Source organism: Mucisphaera sp., from assembly GCF_965279675.1.
Lineage (GTDB): Bacteria > Planctomycetota > Phycisphaerae > Phycisphaerales > Phycisphaeraceae > Mucisphaera.
On sequence record NZ_CBDIIJ010000002.1, the window covers coordinates 3,191,741 to 3,204,972 of the forward strand.

Annotated in this window: 9 protein-coding genes and 1 tRNA gene; 6 read left to right on the forward strand and 4 right to left on the reverse strand. The window is 62.2% G+C overall.

The genetic code is table 11. From position 1 onward, the window contains the following. Nucleotides 1-7 precede the first annotated feature (7 nt). Nucleotides 8-91, reverse strand: a tRNA-Leu gene (locus ACQZAB_RS13670). 61 nt (nucleotides 92-152) lie between these two features. Here ACQZAB_RS13670 and coaD point away from each other — a divergent pair. From coaD to ispE, 5 genes are all read left to right on the forward strand, one after another. After that, nucleotides 153-719: a pantetheine-phosphate adenylyltransferase gene (gene coaD, locus ACQZAB_RS13675; protein WP_428390073.1), complete on the forward strand. Its 567-nt coding sequence runs from the start codon at nucleotides 153-155 to the stop codon at nucleotides 717-719. Between the two features lie 8 nt (nucleotides 720-727). Then, nucleotides 728-1,408 carry an MBL fold metallo-hydrolase gene (locus ACQZAB_RS13680; protein ID WP_428390074.1) on the forward strand — a complete coding sequence of 227 codons (681 nt, stop codon included), beginning with the start codon at nucleotides 728-730 and terminating at the stop codon, nucleotides 1,406-1,408. Between the two features lie 88 nt (nucleotides 1,409-1,496). Further along, entirely contained in the window at nucleotides 1,497-3,197 is a 1,701-nt protein-coding gene (ilvD, locus tag ACQZAB_RS13685) for a dihydroxy-acid dehydratase (RefSeq protein WP_428390075.1), read from the forward strand. Between the two features lie 259 nt (nucleotides 3,198-3,456). Further along, nucleotides 3,457-4,086 carry a TetR/AcrR family transcriptional regulator gene (locus ACQZAB_RS13690; RefSeq protein WP_428390076.1) on the forward strand — a complete coding sequence of 210 codons (630 nt, stop codon included), beginning with the start codon at nucleotides 3,457-3,459 and terminating at the stop codon, nucleotides 4,084-4,086. Between the two features lie 5 nt (nucleotides 4,087-4,091). Continuing rightward, on the forward strand, nucleotides 4,092-4,985 hold the full coding sequence (gene ispE / locus ACQZAB_RS13695) for a 4-(cytidine 5'-diphospho)-2-C-methyl-D-erythritol kinase (protein ID WP_428390077.1): 894 nt from the start codon (nucleotides 4,092-4,094) through the stop codon (nucleotides 4,983-4,985). Nucleotides 4,986-5,007: 22 nt separating this feature from the next. On the opposite strand, the gene glyA is transcribed toward ispE, so the two are convergent. Both glyA and ACQZAB_RS13705 read right to left on the reverse strand, forming a co-directional pair. Next, complete coding sequence (gene glyA, locus ACQZAB_RS13700; protein ID WP_428390170.1) at nucleotides 5,008-6,252, reverse strand: serine hydroxymethyltransferase; 1,245 nt, start codon at nucleotides 6,250-6,252, stop codon at nucleotides 5,008-5,010. Nucleotides 6,253-6,312: 60 nt separating this feature from the next. Next, nucleotides 6,313-10,539, reverse strand: a complete 4,227-nt coding sequence (locus tag ACQZAB_RS13705; RefSeq protein WP_428390078.1) for a PQQ-binding-like beta-propeller repeat protein — start codon at nucleotides 10,537-10,539, stop codon at nucleotides 6,313-6,315. A gap of 86 nt (nucleotides 10,540-10,625) precedes the next feature. Here ACQZAB_RS13705 and ACQZAB_RS13710 point away from each other — a divergent pair, with 86 nt between their 5' ends. Then, a complete protein-coding gene (locus ACQZAB_RS13710) occupies nucleotides 10,626-11,705 on the forward strand; it encodes an aspartate-semialdehyde dehydrogenase (RefSeq protein WP_428390079.1) in 1,080 nt (359 codons plus the stop codon). Here ACQZAB_RS13710 and ACQZAB_RS13715 read toward each other — a convergent pair whose 3' ends face one another. Further along, on the reverse strand, nucleotides 11,706-13,196 hold the full coding sequence (locus ACQZAB_RS13715; protein ID WP_428390080.1) for a sensor domain-containing diguanylate cyclase: 1,491 nt from the start codon (nucleotides 13,194-13,196) through the stop codon (nucleotides 11,706-11,708). Between the last annotated feature and the right edge of the window lie 36 nt (nucleotides 13,197-13,232).

Below are 13,232 nucleotides of genomic sequence, written 5' to 3' on the forward strand. Positions count from 1 at the left end.
CTTCGAATGCGGGTGACAGGAATCGAACCTGCACGGGTTTTACCCCACGAGAACCTAAATCTCGCGCGTCTGCCAGTTCCGCCACACCCGCGGCGTGCCTTTAGTCTATCGACCAATGCGGCCCTTGGGCACCGCTTGCTACACTCGCCCGCATGGAGCCCGAAAAACCCGCCCCCCAGCCTACACACAAGGTCAAGACCGCCCTCTTCCCGGGCACCTTCGATCCGATCACCAACGGCCACCTCGACATCATCAGACGAGCCTGTCCGTTGTTTGACCGGCTGATCGTCGCCGTCGGCCGCAACCCCGCCAAAGCCGAGATCTTTACCCCCGAAGAGCGGGTCGCCATCATCGAAGAACTGGTCGCCGATCTGCCCAACGTCGAAGTCGACCGCTTCCACGGACTGACCGTCGACTACGCACGCTCGATCAAAGCCACCGCCATCGTCCGCGGCCTCCGCAACGTGACGGACCTCAACTTCGAGTTCCAACTCGCCCTGACCAACCGAGCCCTCACCGAAATCGAAACCGTCTTCATCATGTCAGGCGAGGCCTACGCCTTCACCAGTTCAACCCTCATCAAACAGATCGCCGCCGGCGGAGAGATCGACCAGCTCAACCAACTCCTGCCAGCCAACGTCATCAGCCAGCTCAAGCAGAAGAAAAAAGAACACGGCGGCACCCTCCCCTGGCACCACGTCGACCACTTCAAGGAATAGATCGGCACATGGATTTCGATGTCCGCGTCATCAGCATCGGGGCCCTCTCCGTCCACGACCTCTGGCAGCAGCAGGGAGCCGCCCGAACCCCGCACGCCACCTGCACCCTCATCGTCTCCGACAATCAGCGGATCCTCGTCGACCCCGGCCTGCCGCCCGAGGTCATGACCGCCCGCCTCGCCGAACGCTCCGGCCTCAAGCCAGAAGATATCTCCGCCGTTTTCCTCACCTGCTTCCGTCCGGCCCACCGCTGGGGGCTGCTGGCCTTTCCCTCGGCCCGCTGGCTCATGTCGGAGAACGAGCGGGAATCCGTCGGCCAGCACCTCGTCCAGAAGTTTCAGAAAGCCGAGGAAGAAGCCGAGCAGGAGCTGCTCCGCCAGGAGATCGCCCTGCTCAAGCGTTTCGAGCCCGCCCCCGACAAGTTGGCCCCCAGGGTCGACCTATTCCCCCTTCCCGGGTACACCCCCGGCACCTGCGGGCTCCTGCTACCCCTCACCGGCTCGACCATGCTGATCGCCGGCGACGCCGTCGGCACTGCCGAACACCTCGAGCAAGGCCGTGTCCAGCGAAGCGCTTTCGACATCGAACAAGCCAAGGAAAGCCTCCTCGAAGCCGTCGAGATCGCCGACGCCATCATCCCGGGCCACGACAACCTCCTGCTCAATCCCACCCGTCGCGGCATCGGCTAAAGCACGACCTCTTGCCGCAGTCTCCATTCATCACCGTGAAAACCACACGGAATCGCCTATCATCCGGGTCCCCCATGAGGAGACCAAGATGTCCGAACCGTCCGCGTCACTGAATCGCTACTCCAAAAGAATCACCCAGCCCAAGAGCCAGGGTGCCTCACAGGCCATGCTCTACGCCACCGGCCTGACCGAAGCCGACATGGACAAAGCCCAGATCGGCATCGCCTCGGTCTGGTACGAAGGCAACCCCTGCAACATGCACCTGCTCGACCTCGCCGGCGAGGTCAAAACCGGCGTCCAGAACGCCGGCCTCATCGGCATGCGCTTCAACACCGTCGGCGTCTCCGACGGCATCTCGATGGGCACCGACGGCATGTCCTTCTCGCTCCAATCCCGAGACCTCATCGCCGACTCCATCGAGACCGTCATGGGCGCGCAGTGGTACGACGGCCTCATCGCCCTGCCAGGCTGCGACAAGAACATGCCCGGATGCGTGATCGCCATGGGGCGCCTTAACCGCCCGGCCATCATGGTCTACGGCGGGACCATCAAACCCGGCTGCGCCACCCTTCAAGGCAAAGAAGAAACCCTCGACGTCGTCTCCGCCTTCCAGAGTTACGGCCAGTCAATCGCAGGCACCATCACCGAAGACGAACGCCAGACCATCGTCCGCAACTCATGCCCCGGCGCCGGAGCCTGTGGCGGGATGTACACCGCGAACACCATGGCCGCCGCCATCGAAGCCCTCGGTATGAGCCTGCCTTATTCCTCATCCACTCCCGCTGAAGACGGCGGCAAGACCGATGAATGCCGCAGAGCTGGCGAAGCCATCAAGGTCTGCCTCGAAAAAGACCTCAAGCCCCGCGACGTCATGACCCGCGCCGCCTTCGAGAATGCCATGGTCGTCATCACCGCGATGGGCGGCTCTACCAACGCCGTACTCCACCTGATCGCCATGGCCAAGTCCGTGGGTGTCCCATTGTCAATCGATGACTTTAAGGCCGTCGGCAACCGCGTCCCGCTCCTCGCCGACCTCAAGCCCTCCGGCAAGTACGTTATGGAAGACGTCCACAAGATCGGCGGCGTCCCTGCCGTCATGAAGTACCTCCTCGCCGAAGGCCTCCTCGACGGTTCCTGCATGACCGTCACCGGTAAATCCCTCGCCGACAACCTCGCCGAAGCCAATGAGCTCCCACCCGATCAGGACATCATCTACCCCCTCGAAAAACCCCTCAAGGCCAAGGGTCACATCTCCATCCTAACCGGCAACCTCGCGCCGGGCGGCGCCGTCGGCAAGATCACCGGCAAGCAGGGCCTCCGCTTCACAGGACCGGCACGCGTCTTCGATTCCGAGGAGGACATGATCGCCGGACTCGAAGCCGGCAAGATCAAGTCAGGCGACGTCATCGTCATCCGCTACGAAGGCCCCAAAGGTGGCCCCGGCATGCCCGAAATGCTCACACCCACCTCCGCCCTCGCAGGAGCCGGCTTCCTCGACGACGTCGCCCTGATCACCGATGGCCGCTTCTCAGGCGGCAGCCACGGTTTCATCGTTGGCCACGTCGTGCCCGAAGCCCAGGAAGGCGGACCCATCGCCCTCGTTCAAGATGGCGACAGCATCACCATCGATGACGAGACCCACGCCATCACCTTCGATATCACCGACGAAGAGTTCAGCAAGCGCCAGGCCGCCTGGAAACAGCCGCCCTACAAGGCCAGCCAGGGCACCCTCTGGAAGTTCATCAAGACCGTCCAGAACGCCTCCGAAGGCTGCGTGACCGACGCATGAACAAAGATCATGTATCTGGCTGGGTCAATCGCAAAGGATTTTGGCCGGCACAGGCCTAGCGAACACCGTCCCGCTCCCGTAAGCTGGTGAGTTATCGCTCCCAAGAGTGGCTTGACGAACAAATTGAACTGTATTCACCCCCGTTTTCGGGCAGATCGCGGTTGACACCCGACCGATCCAACCCCAGACTAAACGGGTTCGCATGGAGGTGAACATGATGAGCAGCATCACAAAAACTTGGCCTCTGCCAGCATCCCCCGTGGTTGTCGATTCACACGTAAACACCGACAGCCAAACCAATAACAATCATCAGAATCCCGCTCAGGATGACAACAACCAGCCATCCAAGGGTCGCCAGCGAGCACCCCTGAGCCGCGATCAGATCCTCGACGCAACCCAGATCTGCCTCAACGACCTCGGCTACGACGGCACCACGATCCGCAAGATCGCCTCGCAGCTCGGCTGCGCCGTCGGCTCTATCTACCGCTATTTCAAGGACAAGCGTGACCTCCTCGCTGAAGTCACCCAAAGACGGTTCGTGCCCGTCCTCCAGCTCATCGAAGACGGCGCCCCGCTCGAAAAGAGCCTTGAAGCCTACGCCAGGGTCGCCGCCGAAGAACCCGAGCAGTACCGCCTGATGTTCTGGCTCGCCAGCCTCAGCGACAACAAGGCCGCTCGCGTTCTCCCCGCCATGGTCGAGAAACTCCTCGCCGGATGGACACAGCAGGCCGGTGTCGCCGCAGAGAAGGCCGATGAAGCCTGGTGTGCCATGCATGGCGGGCTCATGATCGGTCAGGATGTCCAGATCCTCGTCGCACGCAGCATCCACCTCATGGGGGCCGAAGAGACCACCGACCGTATCCTCCAGACCATGCCCGCCGGCGGCTGAGCGCCGTGTCCTCCCTAACCCTGCCCTGCCCGGCCAAGCTCAACCTGGCCCTGTCTGTCGGTGAGCCCGATGCCACCGGCTACCACCCCCTCGCCAGTTGGATGGTCGCCATCGACCTCCATGACGAGCTCATCCTGACCTCACCGCCTGGCAACGACAGACCTAATCTCAAGTTCACCAGCGACGCCCTGGGCCAACACGCCATCAATTGGCCCCCTGCGAAGGACCTCGCCTACCGAGCGCTGCATGCCCTCGAAGACCACACCGGTCAATCACTCAGCATAGGTATCGAACTGCACAAACGCATCCCACCAGGCGCCGGCCTGGGTGGGGGCTCCAGCGACGCAGCTGGCGTACTCGTCGGCGTCAACAAGCTACTCGACCTCAAACTTAGCTCCGACGAACTCTGCCAACTCGCCGCCACGCTCGGTGCCGACGTTGCCTTCCTCGTCAAAGCCATACATGGCAGCACCTCAGCCATCGCCACCGGCTACGGCGAGCAACTGACCCCCCTGCTTCATCCCAAGCCCATCCACCTCACACTCATCTGGCCCGGCTTCGGTTGCTCCACCGCCGGCGTCTACCAGGCCTTCGACGCACTGAATCCTCAGAAAACCGTCGAGCTCGAACGCGTCCAGTCACTCGCCAGCCAAACCAGACTCGACCCCAACGCCCCCTTCAACGACCTCGCAGAGCCCGCCAAACGAGTCCAAACCCAACTGGCTACGGTTCAAGCCGAGTTACAACACAAGCTGCGACAGACGGTGCATATCACCGGCTCAGGCAGCGCTCTCTACGTTATCGCCCGAGACGCAGCACAGGCCCGGAACATGACCAGGCTGGCGGAGCAGATAGATCCCTGCAAGGCACGAGCTGTCAGCACACTCAAATCACATTAGGCGACCACAAACCACCGATCGCTCAGTGCGGCATCGGATACTGCGAGCACAGGTCCACGATCTGCTCACGAACCTCAGCAGCCACCTGCTCATCACCCTTCGACTCGAGCACCCGGTCGATCCACCTCGCCACCTGACGCATCTGCTCTTCCCCAAAGCCACGCGTCGTGAGCGCCGGCGCACCCAGCCGCAGACCGGAAGTCACCTTTGGCGGACGAGGATCATTCGGGATCCCGTTCTTGTTCGAGATGATGCCGGCGGCTTCCAGCCACATCTCCGCATCAGCGCCCGTCAGATCCTCCGACTTCGGGCGAAGATCAACCAGCATCAGGTGGTTGTCCGTCCCACCGGACACCAACCGGTAACCAAGCGAAGACAGCTCACTCGCCAGCGCCTGAGCATTGGCGACCACCTGCTTGGCATACGCCTTGAACGAGGGGTCCAGCGCCTCGCCGAACGCCACCGCTTTCGCCGCGATGACGTGCATCAACGGGCCGCCCTGCGAACCCGGGAAAATCCGACGATCCAGCTTCTTCGCCAGGTCTTCATCGTTAGTAAGCAGCAGTCCACCCCGCGGCCCGCGAAGCGTCTTATGCGTCGTCGTGCTCACCATATGAGCGTGCGGGAAAGGCGAGGGATGCACACCCGCAGCCACCAGACCCGAGATGTGCGAGATGTCGGCAAGAAGCGTTGCCCCCACCTCATCCGCGATCTCACGGAACTTCGCGAAATCTATCACCCGCGGATAAGCCGAGTATCCGCAGATCATCAGCTTCGGCTTATGCTCGAGCGCCTGGCTCCGGACATGATCGAAGTCAATCAGCTCCGTCTCCGGGTCCAACCGGTAGTCCACGATGTTGTAGAAGTGACCCGAAAAATTCACCTTCAGACCATGCGACAGGTGCCCGCCGGAATCAATCGGCAGCGACAACACCGTCTCACCCGGCTTGAGCACAGCCATGAACGCCGCCACATTCGCGTTGGCCCCGGAGTGCGGCTGGACGTTTGCAAACTTGCAGCCAAACAATTCCTTCGCACGATCTCGAGCCAGATCCTCCACCTGATCGTGGAACTGACAACCGCCGTAATACCGCGCTCCCGGATAACCCTCCGCATACTTGTTTGTCAATACCGAACCCATCGCCGCCATCACCGCCGGCGAGGCATGGTTCTCCGAAGCGATCAGCTCCAGCGTGTTCTCCTGCCGCTGAACCTCCGCCGCGATGATCCGGTAGGTCTCCGGATCATGCTCCTGCAGCGTCGTCATGGGCTGGTTCAAAACCGGTTCGGTCTGGGTCTGGGTCACGACATACTCCCTGTATTAGCCTTATCGGGGCATCCTAAGCGTCCCCTGAGGCCGCGGCAAAAACAACGGCTCACGATCACCCGCCTCGCCTGCCTGAAGCCTTATATGCAGTACCACTGGCAGGCCCGGTGCCTCCCCCTCATCCCCTGCATCGTGCATGAGAAGGATCGTCCCAGCCCCCCTCAAGGCAACCACAAACCCCCCTTCGATCGGCCCGGACGCCGAAAGATCGGCCTGCCGCCAGTCAGCCGGCAGAGCCCTGCGGTCGAGCAGACGGCCGCTGGCCAGGTCGTATTCCGACCAAATCGGCGACACGGCGGCCTGCCCACGCACCGATATCCCCAGCGACCAGACAAGCACACGATCCTCGCTCAACCAGTGAGCCATGTGACGAAGCCCCTCCGCCGCAACCCCACCAGCACCACTTGGAGCGGCCGCTTCCCAGACCACCCGACCCGCCGAATCCAGCTTCATCAACCGGTCACTCGAACGAACAATCACCTCGTCACCCAAGGCACGAATAGGCGGACTGCTCTCGTTGGTTCGTGTCGCCGAGGACAACGCCACCAATTCACGACCCGACTCGGTCTCGTAAACCCGCAGGCTGTTGACATTGGCACGAACCGAGTGAACCGCCAGAAAACCACCCGCCACCCAAAGCGGGCGCTGAAATGCCGTCTGCTCGATCGTCCGACGCCAGGTCACCTGCCCGTCCGGCAGACCGTACACCACCAACTCACGCCCCTCGATCACCGCCATCTGGTCGAGTTCCGTCAACCGAAGATCAACAATCGGCTGCGCCGGCTGAAGGTTCAACAACACAGGCTCGCCCGACAAGGTGTCAAAAACATCAATCCATGAGCCCGGCCCACCCTGCCCCGGACGCTGGCGGCCGTGTAAAGCCGCAAACCACTCATTGACCTCCAGACCCAGCAACGTGCCTCCACGCGCCTGCTGATGCCAGACCGGCTGGCCATCCCGACGATCCAGTGCACTCACCCGTCCCTGCTGACTGCTCACGATCACCCGAAAATCCGTCAACCCCGGAATCAGCACCGTCGGTAACGCCCTGTCGATAGCCATAGGCGGGACCACCAACTCCCTCACCGCCTCCGGTCGACCGAGCACCGGCCGAGGAATCGTCGTCGCAGACGGTGATTCCGGATCCGCAGTCAGTCGCTGACGGGTCCAACCCGAAGACGGATCATCGTGATTCAGATGAACCACAGAACCGTCTGTCTGCAGCGTCGCCACGAAACCACGACGGTCGCTGATCACCACCAGTGGCCGAGCCTCCAAAACAACACGGCCCGCCAGAAACGGCTGATTCACCACCGAATCTGCGCGCCAGGAAGAAAGCACCTGCTGATGCCTGATCACCGCATGATCAGCCCCATGGGCTCGTTCCAGGGCGAGTCCAGTAAGCCGCCAACCACGCGTCGGAAAACCCGGCCAGACAAGCTCGCGCGACGCAGCCCGAGCCACGCCCGCTCCCTCCTCCCCAAGTCTCAACACGCCATCCCACGCAGGAAAATCCCTGCTGAGCCGCCGCAGCCAGACACCAGTCCGCTCAGGCAGTCCCATCGCCAGATGAGCCATCGACACCTGCTCGACCAAAGCCACCGCCTGATCCGCCGTCTCCACCAACCGGTAAGCGCGCCGCAGGTACATCGTCGCGTCAAGCGGCCGCCCCTGCCGCAACGCCAGCTGCCCCGCCAACTCGAGCGCGGGCCGCGCCCAGCGTGAAGCCGGGTACCGCTCCGCCACCGCCGCCAGCCCTTCAGAGCTCCCTCGATCACGAGCCGCTTCCAACTCCGTCAAGGCCAACGCATCAAACCGGCTGTAAACCTCCGACCCCACCTCACCCACCAGCCTTCGTACTTCCCGCCTCGCAACCCGAGCCGCAAGCGGGGCACCATCCAGGTAACCAAGCTGGACCCCCGTGAACTCAGACCCCTGAAGCAACGCCTGGTAGGCAGCCACGCCGAGATCGGCTCGCCCCAACGCCGACTGGAGCCTCGCTATCAGAATCAGAACGGCCGCCCGATGCTCCGTCGAAACTGTTAACCCTTCCAGCAGAGCCACACAACGAAGCCCGATCGCAGCATCCTCCTCAAGAAGCGAGCCCACAAGCCGCGCCAGTCGCCTGAACACAGCCTCACGCTCGCTCGGCGACACCTGCCCCTGCCACGCGCCCCACACCCTCTCCGCATACACCAGCCCCTCCTGGATAGCCGACCGATCGCCCTGACCCGATGCCACCTCCATCAAACGCAGACCAGGCTCTAAACCTTCGGCTGCAGGTGACGCTAATGCGTCCAACAGCTTCGCCCTGGCCAGCGGCCAGGCCATAAAAACCTGCAAACCTTCGGGACCACTCACCAAAACCTGCTCGCGGTGACCCGCAATCCGCGCCGCTGGATCCAGAACCATACGCCGCGTTGGCTCAGCACCAGCTCGGTCGATTGACCACAGCCAGCCTCCGTGCTCAAACCAGATTGCGCCAGCAGCCAAAGCCTCCCCAGTATCTCCGGGGTCAACCGGCATCAGACGCTCATCAAACCACTCCGCCCCCGTACCAGCCGACAGCAACAACCCGCCTTCCGTCCAGTGGAACCGGGCGGGCATCGAACCCGGCTCCAACTCCGCGAGCAAACGCCCATCCTCGATGGCCAGCAGACGAATCACCGACTGATCCGTCGGTGCAACCAGCACCCCCTCCGGCAGAGCCAGCAAACGGGGCCGGCTGGCCTGCGGGACCCGGCTCGCCACACGGCCAGACACCCCCTCTCCCCGATCATCAAGCTGCGACAAGTCTCGCAACCACGCGATGGATCCGCTTGCAGATGCTAACGCCACCAGCAAGCCGCTCGGATCAACCAGCAGAACCCTATCTGAATCGGCATGAAAACCCAGCGATGGCTGCGACTGACTGGCCATCCCACGAGCAATACCTATCGTCCCGACCCCACGCATCCAGCCGGGTTCGCCCGTCTCCGCATCCCAGCAAGCCACTCGTGTTTCCGCTAGAGAACCCGCCTGAATCCGCTGAAGCACAGCGTAAACCCGACCCTGAGCCAGCATCGGAGTTCCGACCAGAGACCAGTCCTGACCATCTTCAACAAGCTCGTCCTCGTTCTGACGCCAGAGAACCTCACCGGAAACCAGATCCACCGCGACCAGCGACTGGCCGGAAATCCCCTCAGCTTGCTGCCTCATACCAATCCCGGTTGGCCGCTGAAGACCAGACCCGAAGATCGCATAAGCACGACCCTCACCCACCGCCAGTCCCGCACCAATGACAGGCTGAACCAGAGCCCTCAGACGATTCGGTAACTCGCCGTCCGGCAGCGAAGCTTCACTCACGACACGCCAACGCTCAAACCCCGAAAACCGATCAAGCCCAACCAGCGATCGTCCGGTATGCACAAGCACCAGGTCATCCGCGATCACAGGAATCGGATAGCCGCCACGGGGGGAACGACGCTGCCCCGTAAACACACGTACCTCAGGTTGTGACGACGAAAGCCACGCCGCCAACTGCTCATCGATCAGGTCTTCCCAGGCGACCGACCACAACGCCGCCACCTCATCCAGTGCCAGCGCATCCCCAGCCGGACCCGGAAAGACCCCGCCTTCCGGCGTCGATCTCACATCGATCTTGCCCGATGATCCGGCCCAGACCGAAAGCTCACGAACCGCAGATCGCAACGACGCATAACGAGCCAAAAGCTCACCGGGCAGTGCAAGCCGGTCAATCACCCCAAGCAGTGCCTCGGCATCACGCAGCCGTCCCGCTTCCAGGTAAAGCCCCGCCAGATCAAGACCCGCACGCAGCCCCTCCCGAGTCGGCCGGTAGAGATCGAAGTGCTTCGCCAGCGCTTCCAGACCATCCCGCCCAGAGGGCAGCCCCGCCCTCAGATTCGCGCTCTCCCCCTCGTAGAGACGAGCGTAAACCGCTTCCAGCGAAGAAGACACGCGCGTCCCTTCCCAGATCAACGCCCTCACCCGCACGTATCGCCCCGGCTCCACCTCGATCAACGCATCGGGATACATCGAGAGCAGCCGATGAAGCACGCGCGCCGCCGCTTCAAGTCGTCCCCGCTCCTCCAGAGCCCCCATGTCACCGATCAGGTCCTCCGCATCACGATTCTCGGGCACGTAGACAGCCGAAACCTGAGCCGCCGCTGGAAGAGAAAACACCAGAAGGACAAGCCAGAAAGCCAGCCGTGGCAGAGAGATCCGCATCAAAGCATCCTACGCCCTCCCTCTATCGAATGATCGCCAAAACTGCCTACAATGAGTGTTTTCCCAACGCCCGGAGCCCCCCGAAGATGTCCGCCACGCCACAAGCCAACCCGCCCAAAGCCGCCAGCGCAAGTGCACCACTCAACGTGGCGATCGTCGGCTCAACCGGTGCCGTCGGACAGGAATTCCTACGCGTCCTCGAAGCCCGCTCCTTCCCCATCAACAACCTCAAACTCCTCGCCAGCGCCCGCAGCGCCGGGAAAACAGATCACTACCAGGACCGCGAGATCACCGTCGGCAACCTCGACGATGAATCCTTCGAAGGCGTCGATATCGCCCTTTTCAGTGCCGGAGGCTCCATCAGCAAGAAGCACGCCCAACGAGCCGTCGACGCCGGCGCGGTTGTCATCGACAACTCCTCCGCCTTCCGGATGACCGAAGGCGTCCCGCTCATCGTCCCCGAGGTCAACCCCGAAGCCGCCGCCGGCATCGCCATCGGGTCAGCCCCAGGCATCATCGCCAACCCGAACTGCTCCACGATCATCGCCCTCGTCGCCGTGACCCCCCTCCACCGCGCCGCCGGCATCAAACGCATGGTCGTCAGCACCTACCAGGCCGCCAGCGGCGCCGGCGCCGCCGCCATGGCCGAACTCGAACAGCAGACCCGCGAAGTCCTCGAAGGCAAGCCGCCCACCTGCCAAATCTTCGACCGCCAATACGCCTTCAACGTCTTCAGCCACAACTCCGACATCGGCCCCGAAGGCTACAACACCGAGGAAATGAAGCTCGTCCGCGAAACCCACAAGATCTGGAACCAGCCCGTCGACGACCAGACCGCCATCACCGCCACCTGTGTCCGCGTGCCTGTTCTCCGCGCGCACAGCGAGGCCATCAACCTCACCTTCAACCAGCCCCTGACAGAAGCTCAGGCCAGAGACATCCTCAGCAAAGCCCCGGGCGTCTCACTCATCGACGACCGCCAGGCCAACCGCTTCCCAACCCCTCTCGACGCCTCCGGCCAGGACGACGTCTACATCGGCCGTATCCGTCAGGACATCAGCCAGCCAGAAAGCCACGGAATCGACCTCTTTGTCTGCGGCGATCAAATCCGTAAAGGGGCCGCCCTCAACGCCGTCCAGATCGCCGAACTGCTGATCAACCGCTGATCACGCCGCCGATTTCACCCGAGGCGTAAACACCCGTACGCAGTTCCGACCCGACTGCTTGGCCGCGTAGACCGCCATGTCGGCCGCCTTGATGAACTGCTCAACCCGCTGAAACACCGATCCGTCGTGAGTCGCCACTCCGATACTCGAAGTCACCTTAAGCTGCTCGTCTTCGTGAACGACAAGCGGTTCACCGCAAATCTGCTCACGCACCGTCTCAGCCACCCGCGCCGCCGCCTTGCGATCGGTGCCCGGCAGAACCACCGCGAACTCCTCGCCGCCATACCTGGCAACCAGTGCCCCGTCAGGCATGTGCTTCTGCAGCAAAGCCGCTAGCGCAACCAGCACGCGATCGCCCAACTGATGCCCGTAGGTATCGTTGAAGCGTTTGAAGTGATCCGCATCGAAGAACAACAGGCTGCTGGGTTCACCACCCGCTGAGGTCGCATCGAAAGTCTCTGCGACAAACTCGTTGAACTTTCGACGGTTCGCCACTCCCGTCAAAGCATCCGATTCGGCTTCCTTCACCAGCGCCTGATTCTGCTCCGCCAGCCGGGTTGACATCTGCTGCGATTCAATCGACAGATTTAACAACTGCTCCGTCGCACGCGCCAGCGTCTGCTCGAAGTTCTCCAGTTGACCCGCCGGCAAGGAGAACAGCTTCTTGATCTCAGCCGCTCGCTCATGAATCTCTTTCAACAGCGGCTCGATCCGATCCTCCCCAATATCAAACCAAGAAGCCGCCCCCTCCTTCACCAACTCCAGTGCGTTGCCCGATTCTTCGTGCATGAACAGATCGGCCACCCGATTGCCCAACGCCACGCACCGAGCCCCCTCCCGAAAATCCTCAGGAGCCTCATCCGGCTCCTCGTGATACCGAATCGGAATCCCAAGCACCTCTGGCAGATTCCAGGCTCTTGCCAGTTCAGCACCAACAAAAGGATGATCGAGATCGAACGCCTCCCGCTCCATCTCAATCAGGATCGGATGATGGCCACCCGACTCCGTGATCAACGCGTTGTAACGATCACCCAACACCTGATGCATCGCAATGATGCCGATGTCCTGAAGCAACCCCGAAAGAAAAATCTCTTCTCGAAACGGTAGAGACAGCCGCGTACCGATCACCTTCGCACTGGTCGCCGTGTAAAGCGACCGCTTCCAGTAGCCGTCATTGTCAAACCCGTCACCGCCCGCATCATGCAGATTACCCAGCACGCTGAAACCCAGAGCCAGCGTCTTAACCGTGTTCAACCCCAGCAGCACCAACGCCGAACTGATGCTCGAAACCGGCTCATTCAGGCTGTACAGACTCGAGTTCGCGGTCTTGAGGATCTTCCCCGCCAACGCCGCATCCAGTTGAACCTTCGCCGCCAGCTCATCGATGCTCACGTCTTCATGCTGCACCAGGCTGATGACGTCCATGGCCACCGCAGGCAGACTGGGCAGCCTCGGAGATTCAAGCACCGATGCCAACAGATCACTATCCATTCGCCAAGACGCTCCCAGTCCCTCAGACATGATGGC

Excerpts from the sequence above, each read along its gene's own strand:
- coaD (WP_428390073.1), top strand. The coding sequence starts at position 153 with ATGGAGCCCGAAAAACCCGCCCCCCAGCCTACACACAAGGTCAAGACC.
- ACQZAB_RS13680 (WP_428390074.1), top strand. The coding sequence starts at position 728 with ATGGATTTCGATGTCCGCGTCATCAGCATCGGGGCCCTCTCCGTCCAC.
- ilvD (WP_428390075.1), top strand. The coding sequence starts at position 1,497 with ATGTCCGAACCGTCCGCGTCACTGAATCGCTACTCCAAAAGAATCACC.
- glyA (WP_428390170.1), bottom strand. The coding sequence starts at position 6,252 with ATGACGACGCTGCAGGAGCATGATCCGGAGACCTACCGGATCATCGCG.
- ACQZAB_RS13705 (WP_428390078.1), bottom strand. The coding sequence starts at position 10,539 with ATGCGGATCTCTCTGCCACGGCTGGCTTTCTGGCTTGTCCTTCTGGTG.
- ACQZAB_RS13710 (WP_428390079.1), top strand. The coding sequence starts at position 10,626 with ATGTCCGCCACGCCACAAGCCAACCCGCCCAAAGCCGCCAGCGCAAGT.
- ACQZAB_RS13715 (WP_428390080.1), bottom strand. The coding sequence starts at position 13,196 with ATGGATAGTGATCTGTTGGCATCGGTGCTTGAATCTCCGAGGCTGCCC.